The sequence below is a fragment of the Acidovorax sp. 35-64-16 genome, assembly GCF_002281195.1.
Taxonomy (GTDB): Bacteria; Pseudomonadota; Gammaproteobacteria; order Burkholderiales; family Burkholderiaceae_C; genus Acidovorax; species Acidovorax defluvii.
Map to the genome: position 1 here is coordinate 1 of NZ_NCFM01000035.1, position 23,076 is coordinate 23,076.

The following is a 23,076-nucleotide window of genomic DNA, read 5'->3' on the forward strand; positions in this document are numbered from 1 at the left end:
CGCACCAAGCCCCACGTCAACGTGGGCACCATCGGTCACGTGGACCATGGCAAGACGACGCTGACGGCGGCCATCGCCACGGTGCTGTCCGCCAAGTTCGGCGGCGAAGCCAAGGCCTACGATCAGATCGACGCAGCACCTGAAGAAAAGGCCCGCGGCATCACGATCAACACCGCCCACGTGGAATACGAAACGGCTGCCCGCCACTACGCCCACGTCGACTGCCCCGGTCACGCTGACTATGTGAAGAACATGATCACCGGCGCTGCCCAGATGGACGGCGCCATCCTGGTGTGCTCGGCCGCTGACGGCCCGATGCCACAGACCCGTGAACACATCCTGCTGGCCCGCCAGGTGGGCGTGCCTTACATCATCGTGTTCCTGAACAAGTGCGACATGGTGGACGACGAAGAGCTGCTTGAACTCGTCGAAATGGAAGTGCGCGAGCTCCTCGACAAATACAACTTCCCTGGCGACGACACCCCGATCATTCGTGGTTCCGCCAAGCTCGCCCTGGAAGGCGACAAGGGTCCGCTGGGCGAAGAAGCCATCATGAAGCTGGCTGAAGCACTGGACACCTACATCCCCACGCCCGAGCGCGCTGTGGACGGCGCCTTCCTGATGCCCGTGGAAGACGTGTTCTCCATCTCCGGTCGCGGCACCGTGGTGACCGGCCGTATCGAGCGCGGCATCATCAAGGTCGGCGAAGAAATCGAAATCGTCGGTATCAAAGACACCGTCAAGACCACCTGCACCGGCGTGGAAATGTTCCGCAAGCTGCTGGACCAGGGCCAGGCTGGCGACAACGTCGGTCTGCTGCTGCGCGGCACCAAGCGTGAAGACGTGGAGCGCGGCCAAGTGCTGTGCAAGCCCGGCTCGATCAAGCCCCACACCCACTTCACCGCTGAAGTGTATGTGCTGAGCAAGGACGAAGGCGGCCGTCACACGCCTTTCTTCAACAACTACCGCCCTCAGTTCTACTTCCGCACGACCGACGTGACTGGCGCCATCGAGTTGCCAGCCGACAAGGAAATGGTCATGCCTGGCGACAACGTGTCGATCACTGTGAAGCTGATCAACCCCATCGCCATGGAAGAAGGCCTGCGCTTCGCCATCCGTGAAGGCGGCCGCACCGTGGGCGCTGGCGTCGTGGCCAAGATCATTGCTTAACTTGCCATGTCCAAGCAAAAAATCCGCATCCGCCTGAAGGCGTTTGACTACAAGCTGATCGACCAGTCCGCTGCCGAGATCGTTGATACCGCCAAGCGCACCGGCGCCATTGTCAAGGGCCCCGTGCCCCTGCCAACGCGCATGAAGCGTTTTGACATCCTGCGCTCGCCGCACGTCAACAAGACCAGCCGTGACCAGCTTGAAATCCGCACGCACCAGCGTCTGATGGACATCGTGGATCCCACCGACAAGACGGTGGACGCCTTGATGAAGCTCGACCTGCCCGCTGGTGTGGACGTCGAAATCAAGCTGCAGTAAAAAGACCGCGGTGCTGCTGGCTTGCCAGTGGTGCCACGTCTTCCTAACGCGAACTTGCTTGAAAAAGCGGTTCGCGTTATACTTTAGGGCTTCGCCTAATTTGCGCCGTACAAACGGTGTCAAAAAGGTGAGGTTTTATCAACCGCCTTTCATGCACGCGAGTGCAAACGCCGCAGCCAATTGAAGTTGTGGCGGTGGAAGTTTTGGAGAAACAAATGAGTCTGAGCAACTCCCTGGGGTTGCTGGGTCGCAAGGTGGGCATGATGCGTCTGTTCACCGATGACGGGGACGCAGTGCCTGTCACGGTGGTGGATGTGTCCAACAACCGCGTAACCCAGATCAAAACCCAAGAGAACGATGGCTACGTGGCCCTGCAGGTCACGTTCGGCTCGCGCAAAGCATCGCGCGTGACCAAGCCAGAAGCCGGTCACCTTGCCAAGGCAGGTGTGGAAGCCGGTGAGATCATCCAGGAATTCCGCGTGACCGCAGATACCGCAGCCCAGTACCAAGCTGGCGCGTCGGTGGCCGTGACGTCCGTGTTTTCCGTGGGTCAAAAGGTCGACGTGCAAGGCACTTCGATCGGTAAGGGCTACGCCGGTACCATCAAGCGTCACAACATGAGCTCGCAGCGCGCGTCGCACGGTAACAGCCGTTCGCACAATGTGCCTGGCTCTATCGGTATGGCACAAGACCCCGGTCGCGTGTTCCCCGGCAAGCGCATGACGGGTCACCTCGGTGATGTCACCAAGACCACGCAAAACCTCGATGTGATCCGCATCGATGAAGCGCGTCAACTGCTCTTGATCAAGGGCGCTATTCCGGGCTCCAAGGGTGGGTTCGTGACGGTGCGCCCAGCGGTCAAGGCCAAATCCAAAGGAGCGAACTAATGCAGCTCGAACTCCTGAATGACCAAGGCCAAGCCGCTTCGAAATTCGAAGCGCCTGAAACCGTGTTCGGTCGTGAATACAACGAAGATCTGGTGCACCAGATCGTGGTGGCCTATCAGGCCAACGCACGCCAAGGCACTCGCGCTCAGAAGGATCGCGAGCAAGTCCGTCACTCGACCAAGAAGCCTTTCAAGCAAAAGGGTACGGGTAACGCACGTGCAGGTATGACTTCCTCGCCTCTGTGGCGCGGAGGCGGTCGGATTTTCCCGAACATGCCTGACGAAAACTTCACGCAAAAGATCAACAAGAAGATGTACCGCGCCGGCATGTCTGCGATCCTGTCGCAGCTCGCCCGTGAAGGCCGTCTGGCTGTGGTCGATTCCCTGAAGCTTGATTCGCCCAAGACCAAGGTCCTGGCCGACAAGTTCAAGGCAATGAATCTGCAATCGGTGATGGTGATTGCCGACGAAGTGGATGAAAACCTGTACCTGGCCTCACGCAATTTGGTGAACGTGCTCGTCGTTGAGCCACGTTATGCCGACCCCGTGTCGCTGGTGCGTTTCAAGAAAGTGCTCGTCACCAAGGGTGCAATCGACAAACTCAAGGAGATGTTCGCATGAGCACACTCAAGTTTGACGAAGGTCGTCTGATGCAGGTGCTGGTCGCTCCCGTCGTGTCTGAAAAGGCCACCATGGTTGCCGAGAAGTCCAATGCTGTGACGTTCAAGGTGCTGCAGAACGCAACCAAGCCAGAAATCAAGGCCGCTGTGGAATTGATGTTCAAGGTCGAGGTCAAGGGCGTCTCTGTGGTAAACACCAAAGGCAAGACCAAGCGTTTTGGCAAGACCGTGGGTCGCCGCGACAATGTTCGCAAGGCCTATGTCACGCTGCAACCAGGTCAAGAGCTGAACCTGTCCGGGGAGGCTGCGTAATCATGGCTGTCGTAAAAATGAAACCCACCTCGCCCGGCCAACGTGCTGTGGTGAAGGTTACACGTGACCACCTGTACAAGGGTGAGGCGTACGCCCCATTGCTGGAACCACAATTCCAGAAAGCCGGTCGTAACAACAACGGTCACATCACCACCCGCCACAAGGGCGGTGGTCACAAGCACCACTACCGCGTGGTGGACTTCAAGCGCAACAAGGACGGCATTGCTGCCAAGGTTGAGCGCATCGAGTACGACCCAAACCGTACGGCCCACATCGCTCTGGTGTGCTATGCCGACGGCGAGCGTCGCTACATCATCGCTCCGCGTGGTCTGGAAGCCGGCGCAACGCTGATGAGCGGTTCGGAAGCCCCGATCCGCGCAGGCAACACGCTGCCGATCCGCAACATCCCCGTGGGTTCGACCATTCACTGCATCGAGCTCAAGCCCGGTGCCGGTGCGCAAATCGCTCGCTCGGCAGGTGCTTCGGCAACCTTGCTGGCCCGTGAAGGCATTTACGCCCAGGTGCGTATGCGTTCCGGTGAAGTCCGCAAGATTCATATCGAATGCCGCGCCACCATTGGCGAAGTGGCCAACGAAGAGCACAGCCTGCGCCAACTCGGCAAAGCCGGTGTGAAGCGCTGGATGGGTATTCGTCCTACGGTTCGTGGCGTTGCCATGAACCCGGTGGATCACCCTCACGGTGGTGGCGAAGGCCGCACCGGCGAAGGCCGTCATGCAGTCGATCCTTGGGGTAATCTGACCAAGGGTTATCGCACCCGTAACAACAAGCGCACACAGGTAATGATTGTGTCGCGTCGCAAGAAGTAAGGGGTAACAGATGACTCGCTCTCTCAAAAAGGGTCCATTTGTTGACCATCACTTGTTGGCCAAGGTCGAAAAAGCCATTGCCACCAAGGATAAGAAACCAGTGAAGACCTGGTCGCGTCGCTCCATGGTCCTGCCCGAGTTCATCGGTCTGACCATTGCCGTGCACAACGGCAAGCAGCACGTGCCTGTCTACGTCACCGACCAGATGGTGGGCCACAAGCTGGGCGAATTCGCCCTGACGCGCACCTTCAAGGGTCACCCCGCGGACAAAAAAGTCCAGAAGAAATAAGGAACGACCATGTCTGAAACACGTGCAGTCCTCCGGGGCGTCCGTCTGTCGGTCGACAAAGGCCGTCTGGTCGCTGATCTGATCCGCGGCAAGAAGGTGGACCAGGCCCTGAACATCCTGACTTTCACGCAGAAAAAAGCTGCGGGAATCGTCAAGAAGGTTCTGGAATCGGCTATCGCCAACGCAGAACACAACGATGGCGCTGACATCGACGAACTGAAGGTCAAGACCATCTACGTCGAACAAGGCACCACGCTCAAGCGCTTCACCGCGCGCGCCAAAGGCCGCGGCAACCGCATCAGCAAACCCACGTGCCATGTGTACGTGACGGTTGGCAACTGAGGCCAAGGAAGACTATGGGACAGAAAATCCATCCTACCGGATTCCGCCTTGCGGTCAGCCGCAACTGGTCCAGCCGTTGGTACGCCAGCAACCGTGATTTCGCGGGCATGCTGGCCGAAGACATCAAGGTGCGTGAGTACCTGAAGGCCAAGTTGAAGAACGCCGCTGTGTCGCGCATCCTGATCGAGCGTCCTGCCAAGAACGCCCGCATCACCATTTACTCGGCACGTCCGGGCGTGGTGATCGGCAAGAAGGGTGAAGACATCGAGAACCTTAAGAAGGAACTCGCGGCTCGCCTGGGCGTGCCGGTTGCAGTGAACATCGAAGAAGTGCGCAAGCCCGAAATCGATGCCAAGCTGATCGCCGACAGCATCACGCAGCAGCTCGAAAAGCGCATCATGTTCCGTCGCGCCATGAAGCGTGCCATGCAGAACGCCATGCGTCTGGGTGCCCAGGGCATCAAGATCATGTCGTCCGGTCGTCTGAACGGTATCGAAATCGCTCGTTGCGAGTGGTACCGTGAAGGCCGCGTGCCACTTCACACACTGCGTGCCGATATTGACTACGGTACCTCTGAAGCCAAGACCACCTATGGTGTGATCGGCGTCAAGGTCTGGGTCTATAAGGGTGACACCCTGGGTCGCAATGATCTGCCAGCCGTGGAAACCCCACGTCCGGAAGAAGAGCGTCGCCCCCGTGGCCCGCGCCGTGATGGCCGCCCAGGTGGCGACCGTCCAGGTGCAGGTCGTGGTGGTCCACGTCGTCCCATGGGTGCCAACAGCGCCCCTGCAGATGGCAGCGACAAGCCCGTTGGTGCCGGTGGCGCCGACGCAACCGCCGTTAAGCGCGTTCGTAAAGTTGACGCGCCCGCTACAGCAGCGGACGGCAAAGGAGAATAAAGATGCTGCAACCTGCTCGCCGCAAGTACCGCAAGGAGCAAAAGGGCCGTAATACCGGTGTCGCAACGCGGGGTGCCTCCGTTGCGTTCGGTGATTTCGGTCTGAAGTGCACCGATCGGGGCCGTCTGACGGCCCGCCAGATCGAAGCTGCACGTCGTGCGATTTCCCGTCACGTCAAGCGTGGCGGCCGTATCTGGATCCGCGTGTTCCCGGACAAGCCAATCTCTACCAAGCCCGCAGAAGTGCGTATGGGTAACGGTAAGGGCAACCCCGAGTATTACGTGGCTGAAATCCAGCCCGGCAAGATCGTTTTTGAAATCGTGGGCGTGCCTGAAGAACTGGCCCGCGAAGCGTTCCGCCTGGCTGCCGCCAAGCTGCCGCTGCGCACCACGTTTGTCAGCCGCCTGATTGGCTCGTAATTCAGGAGAACAAGCAATGAAATCTACTGAACTGCGCCAAAAAGACGTCGCCGGCATCGAAACCGAAATCAAGGCCTTGCAAAAAGCCCATTTCGGACTGCGCATGCAGAAGGCTACACAACAGCTGGGTAACACCAACACGTTGCGTATCACCCGTCGCGACATCGCTCGCGCCAAGACCATTCTTGCTGAAAAGCAAGCCGCCAAGTAAGGAGCCCCTATGACGGAACCTAAAAAATCCCTCAAGCGCACCTTGGTTGGCAAGGTGGTCAGCGACAAGCGTCAAAAGACTGTAACGGTGCTCGTGGAGCGCCGTGTGAAGCACGAGCTCTACGGCAAGATCGTCGGTAAGTCGAGCAAGTACCACGCCCATGACGAAAATGGCGAGTACAAGCTGGGCGACACGATCGAAATCACCGAGAGCCGTCCGCTCTCCAAGACCAAGAACTGGGTTGCTACCCGTCTGGTGCAAAAGGCTGGCCTGCTCTAAGCCCTAATGGCGCAAGCCAGCAAGGCCCTTCAAAACGACCCACAATGTGGGTCGTTTTGCTTTGTGGGATGCAATGTGCACCCCGGCGGAATTTTCTCAGCCTCTTGGAGATGAACATGATCAAAGTCGGTGATACCCTGCCAGCCACCACCCTGATGGAATACTCGGAAGTCGAGGGCGAAGGCTGCAGCATCGGCCCGAACCCCGTGCCCGTGGAGAAAGCCACCGCAGGTAAAACCATTGCGCTGTTTGCCTTGCCCGGTGCGTTCACTCCCACCTGTTCTGCCAAGCATGTGCCCGGCTATGTGGCGAAGGCTGCCGAGTTCCGTGCCGCGGGTGTCGATGAAATCTGGTGCGTGAGCGTCAACGATGCGTTTGTGATGGGTGCGTGGGCGCGTGACCAGAAGACTGGCGACACGGTGCGCATGCTCGCCGACGGCGATGCTGCCTTTGCCAAAGCCACGGGCCTGACACTGGATCTCCATGGCAAGGGCATGGGGCTGCGCAGCAACCGCTACTCGATGCTGGTGCGTGATGGCAAGGTCGTCACGCTCAATGTGGAAGCGCCTGGGCAATTCGCCGTGAGCGATGCTGATACGTTGCTGGCGCAGGCCAAAGCTTGATTTGCTATTAAATAAATAGCTGTTAGCGCTTTCTTTATAAGGGCTAGCAGTCAATTTAACTCAAAGAATGTCCGCCTTGAGGTAATGCGCCCCGGGAATGGGGTTGTGATAGTAGGGTGGAATTTCGACGAAACCGAAGTCTGCATACAGGGCCCGTGCCGATTCCATTTCGTCCAGCGTATCGAGCAGCACGCAGGCATAGCCCTTTACCCGTGCCGCGTCGAGCGCCGCTTCGGCCAGTTGACGGCCCAGGCCAAAGCCCCGAAATGCCTTGCGCACATACAGGCGTTTCATTTCGGCGGCATTGGGGTAATCGGCCGTGTCCAGCGGGCGCAATGCACAGCAACCGGCGATGGCGCCATCCACCTCGGCCAGCAGCAAATGCCCGCGTGGCGGAGCGTAATCTCCAGGCAACTGGACGAGTTCGTTTTCAAAATCCTGAAAACACAGGTCGATTCCGAGGCTTTCGGCGTACTCCCGGAAGATCGCACGCACCATGTCCATTTCGTGCGGCAAGGACGGGTTCAGCAAAGTGACGGGTAACTTATCCACAACGCGAGCTGGCGAAGTCAAAAAGACAGTGTAGCGGCAGGAGAGGGATTGCGGTCTGCACCCTGCACAACGCTATCTGCCAAGACAACCCCCGCCTCAGCTGCACGCAACGCCCTCAAGCTGCATGCGGCACTACCGAGCATTTTCAGCGCGGACCGCCACCATCGAAAACATCAACTTCAAAAAACAGACCTTTTCGGGAACCGCCGGGCCAGCGGCCCGATCAGCTTTCTGCCAGGAGTTTTTCAATCAGCTGGTGCAGTTCCGGAAAGTTGGGGGCACCGACAAAGCTTTTGACGATTTCGCCGCGCTTGTTCACGATGAAGGTCGACGGCGTGAGGCGCACGTCACCCCAGGCCTTGGCCACAGCGCCGGTGTTGTCGAGCGCTACCTTGAACGGCAGTTTGCGCGATTCGGCAAAGTTCACTACGTAGCTGGGCGGGTCGTAGCTCATGGCCACGGCCAGTGTGTCAAAACCCTTGGCGTGGTATTTGTTGTGGGTGGCGATGATTTCGGGCATCTCAGCCACGCAGGTGGTGCAGCTGGTGGCCCAGAAATTCACCAGCGTGACTTTGCCGCGCAAATCGGCGGTGGTTTGGCTCGAACCGTCCAGCAATACAAACGTGGATTCCGGTGCCTCCGAACGCCCGGCGTCCAGATACACAAACGCCCCCACGCCCGCAAAAGCCACCAATGCGGCGCCCAGCGCCCAATGCTTGATACCCATGACATCCTCGTCCAAAAGCTGTGGGCCACGCCCAACGCTGCATTGTGCAGGACTTCCTGCCCCCGCATGCTGCGCCGTGTGACCAGCTTGAGTTGACCCCAGACCATCGTGAAAGTTCGCTTGCAAAGTGTGCACCACTGCACAGAAGCAAGCCGCTGCAGATAATCAAGCCATGAACTGGACATTGCCTTGGGTTGCCGCCCTGCTGCTGGCGGCATGCAGCCCCGCCCTGAACTGGCGCAGCGTGCCGCTCGACGGAGCCGCATTCACTGCCACCCTGCCGTGCAAGCCCGACCATGCCGTGCGCACTGTGGAAATGGCCGGTGTGCCGGTGGAGCTGGCCATGGCGGGCTGCGAAGCCGATAACGCCACTTTTGCCATATCCCACGCCGCGTTGCCCGACCCGGCCCGCGCCGACACCGCGCTAGCGCACTGGCGGGCGGCGGCGCTGGTGCGCGTGGGTGCCGCCACCGTGGTTTCCGAACAGGCATTTGCACCACCGGGCACGTTGCCATTGCCGTCTGCGGTGCGTCTGGTGGCCCAGGGGCAACGTGCGGATGGCGCGGCCGTCACGGTGCAGGGTGTGTGGTTTGCGCGCGCGGTGGGCCCGCAGGTACGGCTGTACCACGCCGTGGTGTACACCGCCAAGCCCCGGCCCGACGTGGCCGACGCCTTTTTTGCCGGCCTGACCCTTCATTGAGCTTGTTGCCCCGGGGCTCCGCTACCGGTTTGTCTGCCGTGGCATCGTTTCAGGCCGCCATAATGCAAGGCAAACCATCACACCATGAGCACCAGCATTCTCATTATTGCCCACGCCCCGTTGGCACATGCCTTGCGCGAATGTGCATTGCATGTGTTTGCCGACTGTGGCGACAGCGTTGCCGCGTTGGATGTGCAACCTCACGCCGCCCCAGAAGACAGCCTTGCGCAGGCGCGCGGCCTGCTGGAGCAAATGGGCACGCACTCCACGCTGGTGCTGACCGACCTCTTTGGCGCCACGCCCTGCAACATCGCGCAACGACTGGTGGACGGCGTGGGCTCGCGTCTGGTGGCGGGTGTGAACCTGCCCATGCTGCTGCGTGCCGTGAGCTATCGGGCAGAGCCTCTTGACGCCGTGGTGTCCCGCGCTGTCGTCGGCGGCACCCAGGGTGTGATGCAGGTGGCCATTGCGGCGCCGCAGAACCAGACTCGACGAAACTCCCATGATCAAGACCCACACGACCATCAACAATAAACTGGGCCTGCATGCCCGCGCGTCTGCCAAGCTGACCAAGCTGGCAGGCAGTTTTCCTTGCGATGTTTTCATGAGCCGGGGCGATCGCCGCATCAATGCCAAGAGCATCATGGGGGTGATGATGCTCGCCGCAGGCATGGGCACCGAGGTAGAAATCGAGACCATCGGCGAGCGTGAACAGGAGGCCATGGATGCGCTGCTCGCGCTGATCGCCGACAAGTTCGGCGAGGGTGAATGACAGGCGTTTTCGTGAACGCACCGGGCGCGGGATTTGTGCCCACTAAGGGGGCGCGGGGGGCTGAAACGGTGATTGAACTGTTGCCGAAAAAGGAGTTTTGATGACGTTTTCCGTCCATGGACTTGCGGTTGCTCGGGGCATCGCCATCGGCCGGGCTGTGCTGGTGGCCTCCAGCCGCATGGATGTGGCGCACTATTTCATCCAGCCCGAGCAGGTGGTCGCGGAAGTCGAGCGGGTGCGCCAGGGGCGCAATGCGGTGTCCGATGAATTGCAGCGCCTGCAGGCTGACATGCCGCCCGACGCGCCGCCCGAACTGACAGCGCTGCTGGATGTGCACCTGATGCTGCTGCAGGACGAGATGCTCACCAGCGGGGTCAAGCACTGGATTTCCGAACGCCTGTACAACGCCGAGTGGGCCCTGACCACACAGTTCGAGCTGATCGCGCGCCAGTTCGACGAGATGGAAGACGAATACCTGCGCGAGCGCAAGGCCGACCTGGAACAGGTGGTCGAGCGCATCCTGCGCTACATGAAGGGCGTCGCCAGCCCGGTGGCGCCACCTGCCAGCAGCCCGCGCCGTAAGACCCAGCAAGACCTGCTGCTCGATGACACCGTGGATGTGCCGCTGGTGCTGGTGGCGCACGACCTGTCACCGGCCGACATGCTGCAGTTCAAGCAAAGCGTTTTCGCCGGCTTTGTGACCGACGTGGGCGGAAAGACCTCGCACACCGCCATCGTGGCGCGCAGCATGGACATTCCGGCCGTGGTGGGCGCGCGTGCGGCCAGCCAGCTGGTGCGCCAGGACGATTGGGTCATCATCGACGGCGATGCCGGGGTGATGATCGTGGATCCCTCGCCCATCGTTCTGGCCGAGTACGGGTTTCGCCAGCGCCAGACCGAGCTGGAGCGCGAGCGCCTCTCGCGCCTGCGCCACACGCCTGCAGTCACGCTGGATGGCCACAAGGTCGAGCTGCTGGCCAACATCGAGCAGCCCGGCGATGCGGCTGCCGCCGTGCGCGCGGGCGCCGTGGGCGTAGGTCTGTTCCGCAGCGAATTCCTCTTCATGGGCAAAAATGGCAACCTGCCCGGTGAAGACGAGCAATACCGGGCGTATTGCGAAGCCATCGACGGCATGCAGGGCCTGCCGGTCACCATTCGCACCATTGACGTGGGCGCCGACAAACCACTGGACAAGGGCCACAAGGACACGCACCTCAATCCCGCCCTTGGTTTGCGGGCCATTCGCTGGAGCCTGGCCGATCCGTCCATGTTCCGAAACCAGCTGCGCGCGGTGCTGCGCGCAGCCGCCTACGGCAAGGTGAAGTTGCTGTTCCCGATGCTGGCGCATCTGCACGAAATCGAGCAGACGCTGGCCCAGGTGGCGTTGGCGCGTGCCGAACTCGACGCCCGGGGCGTGCCCTATGGCCCGGTCGAGCTGGGCGCCATGATCGAAGTGCCAGCAGCTGCCCTGATGGTGCGCAGCTTTCTCAAGCATTTCGACTTTTTGTCCATCGGTACCAACGACCTCATCCAGTACACCCTCGCCATCGACCGCGCCGACGAAGCCGTGGCCCATCTGTACGACCCCTTGCACCCTGCGGTGCTGCGCCTGGTGGCCGACGTGATCTCAGAGGGCCAGGCGCAAGGCAAGAGCGTGTGTGTGTGCGGCGAAACAGCGGGCGATGTGACCATGACGCGCCTGTTGCTGGGGCTGGGCCTGCGCAGTTTTTCGATGCACCCGGCGCAGATCCTGGCCGTGAAGCAAGAGATCTTGCGGGCCGACATCCGCAAGCTGGCCCCGTGGGCACAGCAAGTGCTGGCGGGGGAAGTGACCGCTGCATTGGCTGTGGCCTGACATGCTATATAAATAATAGCTGCTTGCGCTTTATCCATAAGCGCTAGAGACCTTTTTGGCCAAATTTTCTACCGGGCCCGCATGCCCAACACGGCGGCGCTGATGATCATTGCCGTGGAGATGGCAATGCTCCAGCTGAACGGGCGGCCGCTCACCAGCAGCAGCAGAGCGGTAGAGGCCAGCGGCGTGATGTAGCTCAGGATGCCGATGTGCCGCGCATCCCCGAGCTTGAGCGCCTTGTCCCAAAGAAAGAACGATGCGCCCAGCGGGCCCAGGCCCAGCACGGCCAGCAGCGCCCAATCGCGCGCCTGCAGCGAAGCGGCCGGTTCCAGCACCACATGGCACAGCAGCGAGAGCACGCCCGAGACCAGTCCGAACAGGCCAATGGCCGTGGTGGGGAAGGCCGCCACACGTTTGGTGAGCAGCGAGTAGGTGGCCCAGATGAACGCCGCCGCCAGCGCGGGCAGGTAGCCCCAGGCCAGCGTGCCGCTCAGTTCGCGCCCTCCCACCATGGCAATGGCTGCGCCGCCAAAGCCCAGCAGGGCCGCCAGCACATGGGGCAGGCGCAGCGCCACGCCGGGCAACACCACGGGTGCCAGGACCACGATGAGCAGTGGCCACAGGTAGTTGACCAGGTTGGCCTCGACGGGCGGCGCGTGGCGCAGCGCGATGAACAGCAGGAAGTGGTACGCAAACAGGCCATACACACCCAGCGCCAGCGTACGCAGCGGAATGCGCCACTGGGATGGATCGCGCAACACCAATGGCCAGGCCGGCACGCTGCCGATGATGAGGGCGACGCCGGTCAGCAGGAAGGGGGGAACGTGCGTGAGCGAGACGCCCAGCGAGGCGAGGGCGGCCCACAAGGCAATCGCACCCAGGGCATAAAGGTTGGCTTGCATACACCCGACTGTATGCGTCTGCGGAGCCGGGCATCGTCGCGCAACGACGGCGTGTCGTTGCAAGCCTGCGGACGGTGTGCGTGCAGTGCGCGGGCTTGGCCGCAGAGGGTTAGAGTGTGCGGGGGGGCTCAGCGCAGCGTGGAGCGCCGCAAGGCGGCCGTCAGCGCCGAGGGCGAGCGGTAGCCGGTGCGCCGCGCCACTTCGGCCACCGCGACACCATTGCCTCGCAGCCACTGGGCTTGCGCCAGGCGCTGGACGCGCAACCACGCCATGGCTCCCATGCCGTGATCTTCACGGCAGCGCGCCGCAAACTGGCTGGGGCTCAGGTGCACTTGCATGGCCAGGTCCGCCACGGTGAGGTTGTTGTGCCATTGCTGCGCCGCCCATTGCTGCAGCACGGCCCAGTCAATGCGGCGGCGGCGCGCGGCAGGGGGCGGTGAGGTGGGCGCCAGGCTGCCGGCCAGCCAGGCTTCGCGCAACAGAGCGGGGCCATGTGCCTGCGCCAGCGGGCGACCCGATTGAAGCGCGCTGGCCAGATAGTGCGCCAGCGCCAGCGTCTGCGCCGGGGGTGCCACCGTGTCGCGCCGGCCTGCGCACTGCGCCCAGTCAGGGTGCACGCTGTCCAGCACCAGGCACAGACTGCCATGAAGGGATTCGAAATCGTGGCGGTGCCCGGGCGCGATGACGCAGCCGCTGCCCGACGCCACCCGCACACCGCATCCCTCAACTTCCAGTTCGAGCGTCCCGGACAGGCCCAGCAGGATCTGGAAGTGACCATGGCTGTGGCTCCCGGGCGATGCGCCGTAGCGGCGCAGAGAGAGCTGGTCGGAGGTGTTCACGGGGCAACTCCGCCGCGCTGATTCGGGTGGGCTGGTTTACACGCCGGCGGCGTGCGCCTGCTGGTCTGCGTGGTAGCTGCTGCGGACCATGGCACCCACCGCTGCGTGGCTGAAGCCCATCTTGTAGGCTTCTTGCTCGAACATCTTGAAGGTGTCGGGGTGCACGTAGCGGCGAACGGGCAGGTGGCTGTTGCTGGGGGCCAGGTACTGGCCGATGGTCAGCATGTCGATGTTGTGCGCGCGCATGTCGCGCATCACCTGCAGGATCTCCTCGTCGGTCTCGCCCAATCCGACCATGATGCCGCTCTTGGTGGGCACGTCGGGATGCAGGGCCTTGAACTTTTTGAGCAGGTTCAGGCTGAACTGGTAGTCGGAGCCGGGGCGCGCCTCCTTGTACAGGCGCGGCGCGGTTTCCAGGTTGTGGTTCATCACGTCGGGCGGTGCGGCCTTCAGGACTTCGAGCGCGCGGTCGTCGCGGCCGCGGAAGTCAGGTGTAAGGATCTCGATTTGCGTGGCGGGCGAGAGCTCGCGGATGCGCTGGATGCACTCCACGAAGTGCGCACTGCCGCCATCGCGCAGGTCGTCGCGGTCCACGCTGGTGATGACCACGTACTTGAGCTTGAGCGCAGCAATCGTCCTTGCCAAGTTCAACGGCTCGTCCTTGTCGAGCGGGTCGGGGCGGCCATGGCCCACGTCGCAGAACGGGCAGCGGCGCGTGCACTTGTCGCCCATGATCATGAAAGTCGCCGTGCCCTTGCCGAAACACTCGCCGATGTTGGGGCAGGAGGCTTCTTCACATACGGTGTTGAGATTGTTCTCGCGCAGGATCTGCTTGATCTCGTAGAAACGTGTGGTGGGCGAGCCGGCTTTTACACGGATCCACTCGGGCTTTTTCAGCACTTCGCCTTGTTCGACCTTGATCGGAATCCGCGACAGCTTGGCGGCGGCCTTCTGTTTGGCCAGCGGGTTGTAGGTTTCTGCGGACTGTGCTTCGCGGACGACTTCAGGGGTGCTCATGGCGTGTAGGCAGTTCAGGGTGCAAGCCGGGCGCTGAGCTGCTGGCCCAGCACCTGCGCGGCTTCGTCCCAAGTGGTGTGGACCCCGATTGTAGAAAGATCCACCGTTTTCAAACCTGCGTAACCGCAAGGGTTGATGCGTTCATAAGGTTCCAGGTCCATGGCCACATTGAGCGCCACGCCGTGGTAGGTGCAGTGCCGGCTGACCTTGATGCCCAAGGCGGCAATCTTCCCCAGCCCGTCAAATTCGGGCACTGGAGCAGCGGCGCCGACGCGCTTTTGTGGCCGCTGGGGCAGCAGCGCGTGGCTGTGCGGGTCATCCAGGCGCACATAGATGCCGGGGGCACCGGCCACGCGGTGGCCCGTGACACCAAAGTGCGCCAGTGTGCGGATCACCGCCTCTTCAATGCGATAGACGTATTCCTTGACGAAATAGCCGGCGCGCTGCAGGTCAATCAGCGGGTAAGCCACCACCTGACCGGGGCCATGAAAAGTGACCTGCCCGCCCCGGTTGGTGGCAACCACCGGAATGTTGCCGGGGCGAAGAATGTGATCTGTTTTGCCCGCTATCCCTTGTGTGTAAAGCGCATCGTGCTCGCAAATCCAGAGCAAATCACGGCTCTCCGGCGTGCGGGTCGCCGTGTAGTCCTGCATGGCCTGCACGGTGGCGGCATAGTCCACCCGGCCCAGCACGCAGAGGTCGATGGCCATGTCTTAGAGCACCACTTTCACCAGGGGGTGTGCTGACAGCGCGCGGTACAGGTCATCAAGCTGCTCCCGGCTGGTGGCGGTGATGGTGATGGTGACGCCGAGATAATTGCCCGCACGGCTGTCGCGCAGTTCAATGGTGGCGGCATCGAAAGTGGGGTCGAAGCGGTGCGCCAACTCGGTCACTGCATGCACAAAACCATCCACTTTGGCGCCCATGACCTTGATGGGAAACCGGGATGGGTATTCGATCAGAGAATCCTTGCGGGGATCATCGGTGGATGGTGCAGCGCCGTTGGCTGGGGGCGGTGTAGGAGAAATCATGGACGAGTGCTTCTTTTTTGATAGCTTAAGATGCTTTACCATTGGGCGACAAAGCCAAGTAATGGCAATGCTTCACAGCGATGTCCTTGCTCGATAAGGGTGCAAGAAAAGTGTATTGTGGTGCCGCGCGCCGTTGGTCGATAGCCACAACAGGGCAGCGCGCGCACCACTTTCGCACCCGCGTTGCGGGTCTTTGCAATCCGCCACGGGTTTTTACTTATAATTAGAGGCTTTGTAAAAGTTCCAGCTTGTGACGCGGGCGTCATTCATCCATGAAAACAATCGCGCCTGTAACAGAAGCTGAGGCTGAAGAGCCTGACTTCAAGCCCCTGACGGCCCAAGAGGCTGAACAGTGGCGCAGTCGCAATCCTGTCGTGTCGATGTGGAAGATTGTGGTGGGTCAGGCGCTGGTTGGAGTGCTGGTGGCTTTGGCGGCTTGGGTTGTGACGGGTCGGGTGTCGGTTGGCTGGTCTGCAGCCTATGGTGCTCTGGCGGTGGTGCTTCCAGCTGCCTTGTTCGCGCGCGGCGTCCAGCGCCAAAAGGCGTCCGAGAATCCGCGAGGGGCCATGGTGGGGTTCTTTGGCTGGGAGATTGCCAAGATTGTGTTGACGGTGGCCCTGCTGGCTGCTGCGCCTCGGCTGGTGCCGGGGTTGAGTTGGTTGGCCCTGGTGGCGGGTATGGTGATCACGATGAAAACGTACTGGGTGGCACTTTTGGTGCGGCCCGGTGTCCGAAAAACCGATTGATAAAGAGAAGAGTTGTCCGATGGCCGCAGAAGCGCACGCTCCGACTGCAAGTGAATACATCGTTCACCACCTGCAGCATCTTCAGAACGTCAACCAGACCAAGATTGTTGACTTCACCGTCATCAACTACGACTCCATCATTGTGGGGCTCGTTCTGGGCGTCATCACGCTTTTGATTCTCTGGTCGGCTGCCCGCAAGGCAACTTCCGGTGTTCCGGGGCGCTTCCAGGCGGCCGTGGAAATCCTGGTGGAGATGGTTGACAATCAGGCGAAAGCCAACATTCACAACGCTGAGAGCCGCAAGTTCATCGCTCCGCTGGGTCTTACCGTGTTTGTCTGGATCTTCCTGATGAACTTCATGGACATGCTGCCGGTGGATGCGCTGCCAGCCCTCTGGGCACAGATCTACGGCGCCGCTGGCCATGATCCGAGTCATGCTTACCTGCGTGTCGTGCCGACGGCCGATCTGTCCACGACCCTTGGTTTGGCTTTCGCTGTTCTGGTCCTGCGCTTCTGGTACAGCGTCAAGATTAAGGGTGCTGGCGGTTGGGCGCACGAACTCGTGTCGGCTCCTTTTGGTACCAGCAAGAATCCGATCTTCGCCCTGATTCTCGGTGTGATCAATGTGCTGATGCAGATCATTGAATATGTGGCCAATACCGTGTCCCACGGCATGCGGTTGTTCGGCAACATGTATGCCGGCGAACTGGTCTTCATGCTGATTGCATTGATGGGTGGCGCAGCCGCGCTGTCTCTGTCTGGGGTGCTGCTGCCTGTGGGTCATGTGATCGCGGGCACCATCTGGACGCTGTTTCATATTCTGGTGATCACGCTGCAAGCATTCATTTTCATGATGCTGTCGCTGATCTACCTTGGCCAGGCGCACAACGCCCATTAAGCTTTCCCTTTCGTTGTTTCTTTCCTTAACTTTTCTTTTTTAACTCAGGAGTCATCATGGAAAACATTCTCGGTCTCGTCGCTCTGGCTTGTGGTCTGATCGTTGGTCTTGGTGCCATCGGCGCTTCGATCGGTATCGCACTGATGGGTGGCAAGTTCCTCGAATCGTCGGCACGTCAGCCTGAACTGATCAACGAACTGCAAACCAAGATGTTCATCTTGGCTGGTCTGATCGATGCGGCTTTCCTGATCGGTGTGGCTATCGCTCTGCTGTTCGCATTCGCCAACCCCTTCGCTTCGACGTTCTTGGCCAACCTGCCCAAGTAATTCCCGTTCAACGCCACTCTAGAAAGGTGTTGCCGTGAGTATCAATGCGACCCTGTTCGTTCAGGCCATTGTCTTTCTGATCCTTGTGTGGTTCACGATGAAATTCGTGTGGCCTCCGATCGCAAAGGCGCTGGATGAACGAGCCCAGAAAATCGCCGATGGCCTCGCCGCTGCCGACCGTGCCAAGTCCGAACTGACCGCTGCCAATCAGCGCGTCGAAAAGGAGCTGTCACAGGCCCGCAACGAAACGGCCTCGCGTCTTGCGGACGCCGACCGACGTGCCCAGGCCATCGTGGAAGAGGCCAAGGCCCGCGCCACCGAGGAAGGCAACAAGATTGTTGCTGCTGCCCGCGCTGAAGCCGAGCAGCAAACGGTGCAAGCCCGCGAATCCCTGCGTGAGCAGGTGGCAGCACTGGCCGTCAAGGGTGCCGAGCAGATTCTCCGCAAGGAAGTCAATGCTGGCGTTCATGCCGACCTGCTCAACCGCCTGAAGACCGAGCTGTAAGGGGACAATATGGCAGAACTCGCCACCATTGCACGCCCTTACGCCGATGCCTTGTTCAAGGCCGTCACGGCGGGTGCGGGCGTCGATCTGGGTAGCACCGCTGCCTGGGTGGACGAACTGGCGGCGATTGCCGCCAACCCACAGTTGCGCCAGCTGGCGGACAACCCCAAAGTGACGGCAGGCCAGGTGTTTGACGTCTTCACGGGTGTAGCGCAGTCTGCGCTGCCCGAAATGGCGAAAAACTTCCTGCGTACAGTCATCGACAACGGGCGTCTCAACGCGCTCCCCGAAGTGGCTGAGCAGTTTCGTGCTCTTGTCAATCGCCGCAACGGGTCTTCGGACGCCGTGGTCTACAGCGCCTTTCCCATGGACGGCGCTGCACTGGCAGACGTCGGCTCGGCGCTGGAAAACCGCTTTGGCCGCAAGCTCAATCTCACCGTGCAGCAGGACGAGTCCCTGATCGGTGGCATTCGCGTAGTGGTGGGTGACGAGGTGCTGGACACTTCGGTCAAGGCCCGTCTTGAACAAATGAAAGCGGTCCTCACCGCGTGATGCGGCGAGGTCTTCGCGAACCAAAGAAAGAAGGAAAGAGTCATGCAACTCAATCCCGCAGAAATTTCTGAACTCATCAAGAGCCGCATCGAAGGGCTGGCCGCCAGCAGCGACATCCGCAACCAGGGCACCGTGGTGTCCGTGTCTGACGGTATCGTGCGCGTTCATGGCCTGTCGGACGTGATGCAAGGCGAAATGCTGGAGTTCCCCGCCACCAAGGACGGTCAGCCTTCCTACGGTCTGGCTCTGAACCTCGAGCGCGACTCTGTCGGCGCCGTGATTCTGGGTGAGTACGAGCACATCTCCGAAGGCGACACCGTCAAGTGCACTGGCCGCATTCTGGAAGTGCCAGTTGGCCCTGAACTGATTGGCCGCGTGGTGAACGCCTTGGGTCAGCCGATTGACGGCAAGGGTCCTATCAACGCCAAGCTCACCGACGTGATCGAAAAGGTTGCTCCGGGCGTGATTGCCCGTAAATCGGTGGACCAGCCGTTGCAAACCGGCCTGAAGTCGATTGACTCCATGGTGCCTGTGGGCCGTGGTCAGCGCGAACTGATCATTGGTGACCGCCAGACCGGCAAGACTGCCGTCGCTATCGACGCCATCATCGCCCAGAAGGGCCAGGGCGTCACCTGCATCTACGTTGCCATCGGTCAGAAGGCGTCGTCGATCAAGAACGTGGTGCGCTCACTGGAACAAGCCGGCGCGATGGAATACACCATTGTCGTGGCTGCCTCGGCATCTGAATCCGCCGCCATGCAATACGTGTCGGCATACTCGGGCTGCACGATGGGTGAGTATTTCCGCGACCGCGGCGAAGACGCCCTGATTGTTTATGACGACCTGTCCAAACAAGCCGTGGCCTATCGCCAGGTTTCGCTGCTGTTGCGTCGCCCACCAGGCCGCGAAGCCTACCCTGGCGACGTGTTCTATCTCCACAGCCGCCTGCTCGAGCGTGCAGCCCGCGTGAATGCCGACTATGTCGAAGCCTTTACCAAGGGTGCCGTGAAGGGGAAGACTGGCTCGCTGACTGCGCTGCCGATCATCGAAACGCAAGCTGGCGACGTGTCCGCTTTCGTGCCAACCAACGTGATTTCTATCACCGACGGCCAGATCTTCCTGGAAACCAGCCTGTTCAACGCCGGTATCCGTCCTGCTATCAATGCCGGTATTTCGGTGTCCCGCGTGGGTGGTGCAGCACAGACCAAGCTGATCAAGAACCTGTCCGGCGGTATCCGTACCGACTTGGCCCAGTACCGTGAGCTGGCTGCCTTTGCGCAGTTTGCTTCCGACCTGGACGAAGCTACCCGCAAGCAACTGGAGCGTGGCGCTCGTGTGACGGAATTGCTCAAGCAAGCCCAGTACAGCCCTCTGCCTATCTCGTTGATGGCCTCGACGCTGTTCGCTGTGAACAAGGGCTTCCTCGACGACATCGACGTCAAGAAGGTGCTCGACTTCGAGCACGGCCTGCACCAGTTCCTCAAGACCAGCCATGCCGCTCTGCTGGCCAAGCTGGAGAAGGACCGCGCCATGGACAAGGACGCTGAGGCCGAATTGACCGCTGCCGTGGGCGCGTTCAAGAAGTCGTTCGCTTAAACCGGACGAGGAGGCATCATGGCAGCAGGCAAGGAAATACGCGGCAAGATCAAATCGGTGGAAAACACCAAGAAGATCACCAAAGCCATGGAAATGGTGGCCGCATCCAAAATGCGCAAGGCGCAGGAACGGATGCGGGCAGCTCGCCCCTACAGCGAAAAGATCCGCAACATTGCAGCCAACCTCGGCCATGCGAATCCTGAGTACGTTCACCCGTTCATGAAGGTGAACGAGGCCAAGGCGGCTGGCGTGATCGTGGTCACTACCGACAAGGGCCTGTGTGGCGGCATGAACACCAACGTGTTGCGTGCCGTGACCACCAAGTTGCGTGAATTGCAGAGCGCTGGCGTGTCCACCGAAGCTGTGGCCATTGGCAACAAGGGTCTGGGATTCCTGAACCGTGTGGGCGCCAAGGTGGTGTCGCATGTGACGGGTCTTGGCGACACGCCCCATCTGGACAAGCTCATCGGCCCGGTGAAGGTGCTGCTCGATGCTTATGCCGAAGGCAAGATCAACGCGGTGTATCTGAGCTACACCAAGTTCATCAACACCATGAAGCAGGAGTCGGTGGTGGAGCAGTTGCTGCCCCTGTCCTCCGAGCAGATGCAGGCCGAAAAAACGGAGCATGGCTGGGACTACATCTACGAACCTGACGCGCAAAGCGTCATCGACGAGTTGCTGGTTCGCTATGTCGAGTCCCTGATCTACCAGGCGGTTGCGGAAAACATGGCGTCCGAGCAGTCGGCACGCATGGTGGCCATGAAGGCCGCCACCGACAACGCCGGCAGCGTCATTGGCGAGTTGAAGCTGGTCTACAACAAGACGCGCCAGGCAGCGATCACGAAAGAACTTTCGGAAATCGTGTCCGGCGCCGCTGCTGTTTAAGCAGCTCAACCAACATCTAAATTGGAGCGAAAAATGGCTCAAGTGCAAGGCAAGATTGTTCAATGTATCGGCGCTGTGGTGGACGTTGAGTTCCCGCGCGACCAGATGCCCAAGATTTATGACGCTCTGAAGCTGGACGGCTCGGCTCTGACGCTGGAAGTTCAGCAGCAGCTGGGCGATGGCATCGTGCGTACCATTGCGCTCGGATCGTCCGACGGCCTGCGCCGCGGCATCATGGTGTCCAACACAGGCAACCCCATCACGGTGCCTGTCGGCAAGGCGACGCTGGGTCGAATCATGGACGTGCTCGGCGCGCCCATCGACGAGCGCGGTCCGGTCAGCCAGGAACTGACGGCATCCATCCACCGCAAGGCCCCTGCGTACGACGAACTGTCGCCTTCGCAAGAGCTGCTGGAAACCGGCATCAAGGTGATCGACCTGGTCTGCCCGTTCGCCAAGGGCGGTAAGGTGGGTCTGTTCGGTGGCGCCGGCGTGGGCAAGACCGTGAACATGATGGAACTCATCAACAACATCGCCAAGGCCCACAGCGGTCTGTCGGTGTTCGCTGGTGTGGGTGAGCGTACCCGTGAGGGCAACGACTTTTATCACGAAATGGCCGATTCCGGCGTGGTGAACCTGGAGAAGCTCGAAGAGTCCAAGGTTGCCATGGTGTACGGCCAGATGAACGAGCCCCCAGGCAACCGTCTGCGCGTTGCGCTGACCGGCCTGACCATCGCCGAGTCGTTCCGTGACGAAGGCCGTGACGTGCTGTTCTTCGTGGACAACATCTACCGCTACACGCTGGCCGGCACTGAAGTGTCCGCTCTGCTGGGCCGTATGCCTTCCGCCGTGGGCTACCAGCCTACGCTGGCTGAAGAAATGGGCCGTCTGCAAGAGCGCATTACCTCGACCAAGGTGGGCTCGATCACTTCCATCCAGGCCGTTTACGTGCCTGCCGATGACTTGACCGATCCATCGCCTGCCACCACGTTCGCCCACCTGGATTCCACCGTGGTGCTTTCGCGTGACATTGCCTCGCTGGGTATCTACCCGGCTGTGGATCCTCTGGATTCCACCAGCCGCCAGCTGGACCCGAACGTCGTGGGCGAAGACCACTACGCTACGGCCCGTGCTGTGCAAGGTACTCTGCAGCGCTACAAGGAACTGCGCGACATCATCGCCATTCTGGGCATGGACGAACTGGCTCCTGAAGACAAGCTGGCTGTTGCCCGCGCGCGCAAGATCCAGCGTTTCCTGTCGCAGCCGTTCCATGTGGCCGAAGTGTTCACGGGCTCGCCTGGCAAGTACGTTCCGCTGTCGGAAACCATCCGTGGTTTCAAGATGATTGTGGGTGGCGAGTGCGATCACCTGCCAGAACAGGCGTTCTACATGGTGGGCACCATTGACGAAGCCTTCGAAAAGGCCAAGAAGATGGCCTGATTGCCCGGCGGCTGAGCAGCCCACGGCGGCTCGGCCTTCAGCAATCTAGCAAACCATCTTTTCCCAGGAGCAATGATGAACACCATCCACGTTGATGTGGTCAGTGCCGAAGAGTCCATCTTCTCCGGTGAAGCGCGCTTTATTGCGCTGCCCGGTGAAGCGGGCGAACTGGGTGTGTACCCACGCCACACTCCGCTGATTACGCGTATCAAGCCCGGCTCGGTGCGCATTGAAATGGCCGATGGCAGCGAAGAGTTTGTTTTCGTGGCCGGGGGCATTCTGGAAGTCCAGCCCGACTGCGTGACCGTGTTGTCCGACACCGCCATCCGTGGCAAGGATCTGGATGATGAGAAGGCCAATGCTGCCAAGGCTGCCGCAGAAGAGGCGTTGAAAAACGCCAAAAGCGAAATCGACCTGGCCAAGGCGCAATCGGAACTGGCTGTCATGGCAGCGCAGATTGCTGCATTGCGCAAATATCGCCAAAAGAGGTAAGTCAGTCCCCCGGCTGATCGCGTCCCCGAAACCCGGCTTTGCCGGG

Annotated in this window: 33 protein-coding genes; 26 read left to right on the forward strand and 7 right to left on the reverse strand. The window is 60.7% G+C overall.

Annotation, left to right across the window (positions count from 1 at the left end; all coding sequences use genetic code 11):
- From tuf to B7Y64_RS15725, 13 genes are all read left to right on the forward strand, one after another.
- On the forward strand, nucleotides 1-1,170 hold a 1,170-nt coding region (gene tuf, locus B7Y64_RS15665; protein WP_291329392.1), incomplete at its 5' end, for an elongation factor Tu.
- A gap of 6 nt (nucleotides 1,171-1,176) precedes the next feature.
- Entirely contained in the window at nucleotides 1,177-1,488 is a 312-nt protein-coding gene (rpsJ, locus tag B7Y64_RS15670) for a 30S ribosomal protein S10 (protein WP_005796953.1), read from the forward strand.
- 215 nt (nucleotides 1,489-1,703) lie between these two features.
- Nucleotides 1,704-2,375 (forward strand): 50S ribosomal protein L3, encoded by a 672-nt coding sequence (gene rplC / locus B7Y64_RS15675; protein ID WP_035241392.1) that lies wholly within the window; start codon nucleotides 1,704-1,706, stop codon nucleotides 2,373-2,375.
- Nucleotides 2,375-2,995, forward strand: a complete 621-nt coding sequence (gene rplD, locus B7Y64_RS15680; RefSeq protein WP_024813775.1) for a 50S ribosomal protein L4 — start codon at nucleotides 2,375-2,377, stop codon at nucleotides 2,993-2,995. The genes rplC and rplD overlap by 1 nt, the downstream gene beginning before the upstream one ends.
- Nucleotides 2,992-3,306, forward strand: a complete 315-nt coding sequence (rplW, locus tag B7Y64_RS15685; protein WP_291325552.1) for a 50S ribosomal protein L23 — start codon at nucleotides 2,992-2,994, stop codon at nucleotides 3,304-3,306. The genes rplD and rplW overlap by 4 nt, the downstream gene beginning before the upstream one ends.
- A 2-nt stretch (nucleotides 3,307-3,308) precedes the next feature.
- The gene (gene rplB / locus B7Y64_RS15690) at nucleotides 3,309-4,133 is read left to right on the forward strand and encodes a 50S ribosomal protein L2 (protein WP_024813776.1); all 825 of its coding nucleotides are present in this window, start codon (nucleotides 3,309-3,311) and stop codon (nucleotides 4,131-4,133) included.
- A 10-nt stretch (nucleotides 4,134-4,143) separates the two neighbouring features.
- A complete protein-coding gene (gene rpsS / locus B7Y64_RS15695; RefSeq protein ID WP_024813777.1) occupies nucleotides 4,144-4,422 on the forward strand; it encodes a 30S ribosomal protein S19 in 279 nt (92 codons plus the stop codon).
- Between the two features lie 9 nt (nucleotides 4,423-4,431).
- A complete protein-coding gene (rplV, locus tag B7Y64_RS15700) occupies nucleotides 4,432-4,764 on the forward strand; it encodes a 50S ribosomal protein L22 (protein ID WP_005796970.1) in 333 nt (110 codons plus the stop codon).
- Nucleotides 4,765-4,778: 14 nt separating this feature from the next.
- Nucleotides 4,779-5,663 carry a 30S ribosomal protein S3 gene (rpsC, locus tag B7Y64_RS15705; RefSeq protein WP_291324967.1) on the forward strand — a complete coding sequence of 295 codons (885 nt, stop codon included), beginning with the start codon at nucleotides 4,779-4,781 and terminating at the stop codon, nucleotides 5,661-5,663.
- 2 nt (nucleotides 5,664-5,665) lie between these two features.
- Nucleotides 5,666-6,082 (forward strand): 50S ribosomal protein L16, encoded by a 417-nt coding sequence (rplP, locus tag B7Y64_RS15710; RefSeq protein WP_005796975.1) that lies wholly within the window; start codon nucleotides 5,666-5,668, stop codon nucleotides 6,080-6,082.
- A gap of 16 nt (nucleotides 6,083-6,098) precedes the next feature.
- Nucleotides 6,099-6,293, forward strand: coding sequence for a 50S ribosomal protein L29 (rpmC, locus tag B7Y64_RS15715; protein WP_291324966.1), 195 nt, complete (start codon nucleotides 6,099-6,101; stop codon nucleotides 6,291-6,293).
- A 9-nt stretch (nucleotides 6,294-6,302) separates the two neighbouring features.
- A complete protein-coding gene (rpsQ, locus tag B7Y64_RS15720; protein ID WP_024813780.1) occupies nucleotides 6,303-6,572 on the forward strand; it encodes a 30S ribosomal protein S17 in 270 nt (89 codons plus the stop codon).
- 116 nt (nucleotides 6,573-6,688) lie between these two features.
- Nucleotides 6,689-7,195: a peroxiredoxin gene (locus tag B7Y64_RS15725; protein ID WP_291324964.1), complete on the forward strand. Its 507-nt coding sequence runs from the start codon at nucleotides 6,689-6,691 to the stop codon at nucleotides 7,193-7,195.
- 60 nt (nucleotides 7,196-7,255) lie between these two features.
- Here B7Y64_RS15725 and B7Y64_RS15730 read toward each other — a convergent pair whose 3' ends face one another.
- Both B7Y64_RS15730 and B7Y64_RS15735 read right to left on the reverse strand, forming a co-directional pair.
- Nucleotides 7,256-7,747, reverse strand: a complete 492-nt coding sequence (locus B7Y64_RS15730) for a GNAT family N-acetyltransferase (protein WP_291324963.1) — start codon at nucleotides 7,745-7,747, stop codon at nucleotides 7,256-7,258.
- Nucleotides 7,748-7,970: 223 nt separating this feature from the next.
- On the reverse strand, nucleotides 7,971-8,474 hold the full coding sequence (locus tag B7Y64_RS15735) for a TlpA disulfide reductase family protein (RefSeq protein ID WP_291324962.1): 504 nt from the start codon (nucleotides 8,472-8,474) through the stop codon (nucleotides 7,971-7,973).
- A gap of 172 nt (nucleotides 8,475-8,646) precedes the next feature.
- On the opposite strand from B7Y64_RS15735, the gene B7Y64_RS15740 reads away from it, so the two are divergent.
- The 4 genes from B7Y64_RS15740 to ptsP all read left to right on the forward strand — a co-directional run bounded on the left by B7Y64_RS15740 (nucleotide 8,647) and on the right by ptsP (nucleotide 11,801).
- Nucleotides 8,647-9,174 (forward strand): hypothetical protein, encoded by a 528-nt coding sequence (locus tag B7Y64_RS15740; protein ID WP_291324961.1) that lies wholly within the window; start codon nucleotides 8,647-8,649, stop codon nucleotides 9,172-9,174.
- A gap of 84 nt (nucleotides 9,175-9,258) precedes the next feature.
- Nucleotides 9,259-9,708, forward strand: coding sequence for a PTS sugar transporter subunit IIA (locus tag B7Y64_RS15745; protein WP_291324960.1), 450 nt, complete (start codon nucleotides 9,259-9,261; stop codon nucleotides 9,706-9,708).
- Nucleotides 9,677-9,946, forward strand: a complete 270-nt coding sequence (locus B7Y64_RS15750) for an HPr family phosphocarrier protein (protein WP_024813786.1) — start codon at nucleotides 9,677-9,679, stop codon at nucleotides 9,944-9,946. The genes B7Y64_RS15745 and B7Y64_RS15750 overlap by 32 nt, the downstream gene beginning before the upstream one ends.
- A 100-nt stretch (nucleotides 9,947-10,046) precedes the next feature.
- Nucleotides 10,047-11,801 (forward strand): phosphoenolpyruvate--protein phosphotransferase, encoded by a 1,755-nt coding sequence (ptsP, locus tag B7Y64_RS15755; protein WP_291324958.1) that lies wholly within the window; start codon nucleotides 10,047-10,049, stop codon nucleotides 11,799-11,801.
- Between the two features lie 68 nt (nucleotides 11,802-11,869).
- Here the strand turns inward: ptsP and B7Y64_RS15760 are convergent, their stop codons facing one another.
- From B7Y64_RS15760 to B7Y64_RS15780, 5 genes are all read right to left on the reverse strand, one after another.
- Entirely contained in the window at nucleotides 11,870-12,703 is an 834-nt protein-coding gene (locus B7Y64_RS15760; RefSeq protein WP_291324957.1) for a DMT family transporter, read from the reverse strand.
- Between the two features lie 128 nt (nucleotides 12,704-12,831).
- Nucleotides 12,832-13,542, reverse strand: a complete 711-nt coding sequence (locus B7Y64_RS15765) for an AraC family transcriptional regulator (RefSeq protein ID WP_114655684.1) — start codon at nucleotides 13,540-13,542, stop codon at nucleotides 12,832-12,834.
- 36 nt (nucleotides 13,543-13,578) lie between these two features.
- Nucleotides 13,579-14,559 carry a lipoyl synthase gene (gene lipA / locus B7Y64_RS15770; protein ID WP_291324956.1) on the reverse strand — a complete coding sequence of 327 codons (981 nt, stop codon included), beginning with the start codon at nucleotides 14,557-14,559 and terminating at the stop codon, nucleotides 13,579-13,581.
- Nucleotides 14,560-14,573: 14 nt separating this feature from the next.
- On the reverse strand, nucleotides 14,574-15,269 hold the full coding sequence (lipB, locus tag B7Y64_RS15775) for a lipoyl(octanoyl) transferase LipB (RefSeq protein ID WP_114655682.1): 696 nt from the start codon (nucleotides 15,267-15,269) through the stop codon (nucleotides 14,574-14,576).
- Nucleotides 15,270-15,272: 3 nt separating this feature from the next.
- Nucleotides 15,273-15,590 (reverse strand): DUF493 family protein, encoded by a 318-nt coding sequence (locus B7Y64_RS15780; RefSeq protein ID WP_024813791.1) that lies wholly within the window; start codon nucleotides 15,588-15,590, stop codon nucleotides 15,273-15,275.
- A gap of 272 nt (nucleotides 15,591-15,862) precedes the next feature.
- On the opposite strand from B7Y64_RS15780, the gene B7Y64_RS15785 reads away from it, so the two are divergent.
- The 9 genes from B7Y64_RS15785 to B7Y64_RS15825 all read left to right on the forward strand — a co-directional run bounded on the left by B7Y64_RS15785 (nucleotide 15,863) and on the right by B7Y64_RS15825 (nucleotide 23,030).
- Entirely contained in the window at nucleotides 15,863-16,336 is a 474-nt protein-coding gene (locus B7Y64_RS15785; protein ID WP_291324955.1) for an ATP synthase subunit I, read from the forward strand.
- 19 nt (nucleotides 16,337-16,355) lie between these two features.
- Complete coding sequence (gene atpB / locus B7Y64_RS15790) at nucleotides 16,356-17,234, forward strand: F0F1 ATP synthase subunit A (RefSeq protein WP_114655680.1); 879 nt, start codon at nucleotides 16,356-16,358, stop codon at nucleotides 17,232-17,234.
- A gap of 56 nt (nucleotides 17,235-17,290) precedes the next feature.
- Nucleotides 17,291-17,560, forward strand: coding sequence for a F0F1 ATP synthase subunit C (atpE, locus tag B7Y64_RS15795; protein WP_007847749.1), 270 nt, complete (start codon nucleotides 17,291-17,293; stop codon nucleotides 17,558-17,560).
- A gap of 34 nt (nucleotides 17,561-17,594) precedes the next feature.
- Nucleotides 17,595-18,065, forward strand: coding sequence for a F0F1 ATP synthase subunit B (locus B7Y64_RS15800; protein ID WP_024813794.1), 471 nt, complete (start codon nucleotides 17,595-17,597; stop codon nucleotides 18,063-18,065).
- A gap of 9 nt (nucleotides 18,066-18,074) precedes the next feature.
- Nucleotides 18,075-18,617 carry a F0F1 ATP synthase subunit delta gene (locus B7Y64_RS15805; protein WP_291324954.1) on the forward strand — a complete coding sequence of 181 codons (543 nt, stop codon included), beginning with the start codon at nucleotides 18,075-18,077 and terminating at the stop codon, nucleotides 18,615-18,617.
- 42 nt (nucleotides 18,618-18,659) lie between these two features.
- Nucleotides 18,660-20,213 carry a F0F1 ATP synthase subunit alpha gene (atpA, locus tag B7Y64_RS15810; protein ID WP_111868525.1) on the forward strand — a complete coding sequence of 518 codons (1,554 nt, stop codon included), beginning with the start codon at nucleotides 18,660-18,662 and terminating at the stop codon, nucleotides 20,211-20,213.
- Between the two features lie 18 nt (nucleotides 20,214-20,231).
- Nucleotides 20,232-21,098, forward strand: a complete 867-nt coding sequence (gene atpG, locus B7Y64_RS15815) for a F0F1 ATP synthase subunit gamma (RefSeq protein WP_024813797.1) — start codon at nucleotides 20,232-20,234, stop codon at nucleotides 21,096-21,098.
- A 33-nt stretch (nucleotides 21,099-21,131) separates the two neighbouring features.
- Nucleotides 21,132-22,538 carry a F0F1 ATP synthase subunit beta gene (gene atpD / locus B7Y64_RS15820; RefSeq protein ID WP_291324953.1) on the forward strand — a complete coding sequence of 469 codons (1,407 nt, stop codon included), beginning with the start codon at nucleotides 21,132-21,134 and terminating at the stop codon, nucleotides 22,536-22,538.
- Nucleotides 22,539-22,613: 75 nt separating this feature from the next.
- Nucleotides 22,614-23,030 carry a F0F1 ATP synthase subunit epsilon gene (locus B7Y64_RS15825; protein ID WP_024813799.1) on the forward strand — a complete coding sequence of 139 codons (417 nt, stop codon included), beginning with the start codon at nucleotides 22,614-22,616 and terminating at the stop codon, nucleotides 23,028-23,030.
- The last annotated feature ends 46 nt before the right edge of the window (nucleotides 23,031-23,076 follow it).

Excerpts from the sequence above, each read along its gene's own strand:
- B7Y64_RS15760 (WP_291324957.1), bottom strand. The coding sequence starts at position 12,703 with ATGCAAGCCAACCTTTATGCCCTGGGTGCGATTGCCTTGTGGGCCGCC.
- rpsJ (WP_005796953.1), top strand. The coding sequence starts at position 1,177 with ATGTCCAAGCAAAAAATCCGCATCCGCCTGAAGGCGTTTGACTACAAG.
- atpB (WP_114655680.1), top strand. The coding sequence starts at position 16,356 with ATGGCCGCAGAAGCGCACGCTCCGACTGCAAGTGAATACATCGTTCAC.
- atpG (WP_024813797.1), top strand. The coding sequence starts at position 20,232 with ATGGCAGCAGGCAAGGAAATACGCGGCAAGATCAAATCGGTGGAAAAC.
- B7Y64_RS15725 (WP_291324964.1), top strand. The coding sequence starts at position 6,689 with ATGATCAAAGTCGGTGATACCCTGCCAGCCACCACCCTGATGGAATAC.
- B7Y64_RS15785 (WP_291324955.1), top strand. The coding sequence starts at position 15,863 with ATGAAAACAATCGCGCCTGTAACAGAAGCTGAGGCTGAAGAGCCTGAC.
- B7Y64_RS15740 (WP_291324961.1), top strand. The coding sequence starts at position 8,647 with ATGAACTGGACATTGCCTTGGGTTGCCGCCCTGCTGCTGGCGGCATGC.
- B7Y64_RS15825 (WP_024813799.1), top strand. The coding sequence starts at position 22,614 with ATGAACACCATCCACGTTGATGTGGTCAGTGCCGAAGAGTCCATCTTC.
- B7Y64_RS15745 (WP_291324960.1), top strand. The coding sequence starts at position 9,259 with ATGAGCACCAGCATTCTCATTATTGCCCACGCCCCGTTGGCACATGCC.
- B7Y64_RS15805 (WP_291324954.1), top strand. The coding sequence starts at position 18,075 with ATGGCAGAACTCGCCACCATTGCACGCCCTTACGCCGATGCCTTGTTC.
- lipB (WP_114655682.1), bottom strand. The coding sequence starts at position 15,269 with ATGGCCATCGACCTCTGCGTGCTGGGCCGGGTGGACTATGCCGCCACC.
- rpsC (WP_291324967.1), top strand. The coding sequence starts at position 4,779 with ATGGGACAGAAAATCCATCCTACCGGATTCCGCCTTGCGGTCAGCCGC.
- B7Y64_RS15780 (WP_024813791.1), bottom strand. The coding sequence starts at position 15,590 with ATGATTTCTCCTACACCGCCCCCAGCCAACGGCGCTGCACCATCCACC.
- rplB (WP_024813776.1), top strand. The coding sequence starts at position 3,309 with ATGGCTGTCGTAAAAATGAAACCCACCTCGCCCGGCCAACGTGCTGTG.
- rpmC (WP_291324966.1), top strand. The coding sequence starts at position 6,099 with ATGAAATCTACTGAACTGCGCCAAAAAGACGTCGCCGGCATCGAAACC.
- atpD (WP_291324953.1), top strand. The coding sequence starts at position 21,132 with ATGGCTCAAGTGCAAGGCAAGATTGTTCAATGTATCGGCGCTGTGGTG.
- atpA (WP_111868525.1), top strand. The coding sequence starts at position 18,660 with ATGCAACTCAATCCCGCAGAAATTTCTGAACTCATCAAGAGCCGCATC.
- rplW (WP_291325552.1), top strand. The coding sequence starts at position 2,992 with ATGAGCACACTCAAGTTTGACGAAGGTCGTCTGATGCAGGTGCTGGTC.
- rpsQ (WP_024813780.1), top strand. The coding sequence starts at position 6,303 with ATGACGGAACCTAAAAAATCCCTCAAGCGCACCTTGGTTGGCAAGGTG.
- rplC (WP_035241392.1), top strand. The coding sequence starts at position 1,704 with ATGAGTCTGAGCAACTCCCTGGGGTTGCTGGGTCGCAAGGTGGGCATG.
- rpsS (WP_024813777.1), top strand. The coding sequence starts at position 4,144 with ATGACTCGCTCTCTCAAAAAGGGTCCATTTGTTGACCATCACTTGTTG.
- ptsP (WP_291324958.1), top strand. The coding sequence starts at position 10,047 with ATGACGTTTTCCGTCCATGGACTTGCGGTTGCTCGGGGCATCGCCATC.
- B7Y64_RS15735 (WP_291324962.1), bottom strand. The coding sequence starts at position 8,474 with ATGGGTATCAAGCATTGGGCGCTGGGCGCCGCATTGGTGGCTTTTGCG.
- rplP (WP_005796975.1), top strand. The coding sequence starts at position 5,666 with ATGCTGCAACCTGCTCGCCGCAAGTACCGCAAGGAGCAAAAGGGCCGT.
- atpE (WP_007847749.1), top strand. The coding sequence starts at position 17,291 with ATGGAAAACATTCTCGGTCTCGTCGCTCTGGCTTGTGGTCTGATCGTT.
- lipA (WP_291324956.1), bottom strand. The coding sequence starts at position 14,559 with ATGAGCACCCCTGAAGTCGTCCGCGAAGCACAGTCCGCAGAAACCTAC.
- rplV (WP_005796970.1), top strand. The coding sequence starts at position 4,432 with ATGTCTGAAACACGTGCAGTCCTCCGGGGCGTCCGTCTGTCGGTCGAC.
- B7Y64_RS15750 (WP_024813786.1), top strand. The coding sequence starts at position 9,677 with ATGATCAAGACCCACACGACCATCAACAATAAACTGGGCCTGCATGCC.
- rplD (WP_024813775.1), top strand. The coding sequence starts at position 2,375 with ATGCAGCTCGAACTCCTGAATGACCAAGGCCAAGCCGCTTCGAAATTC.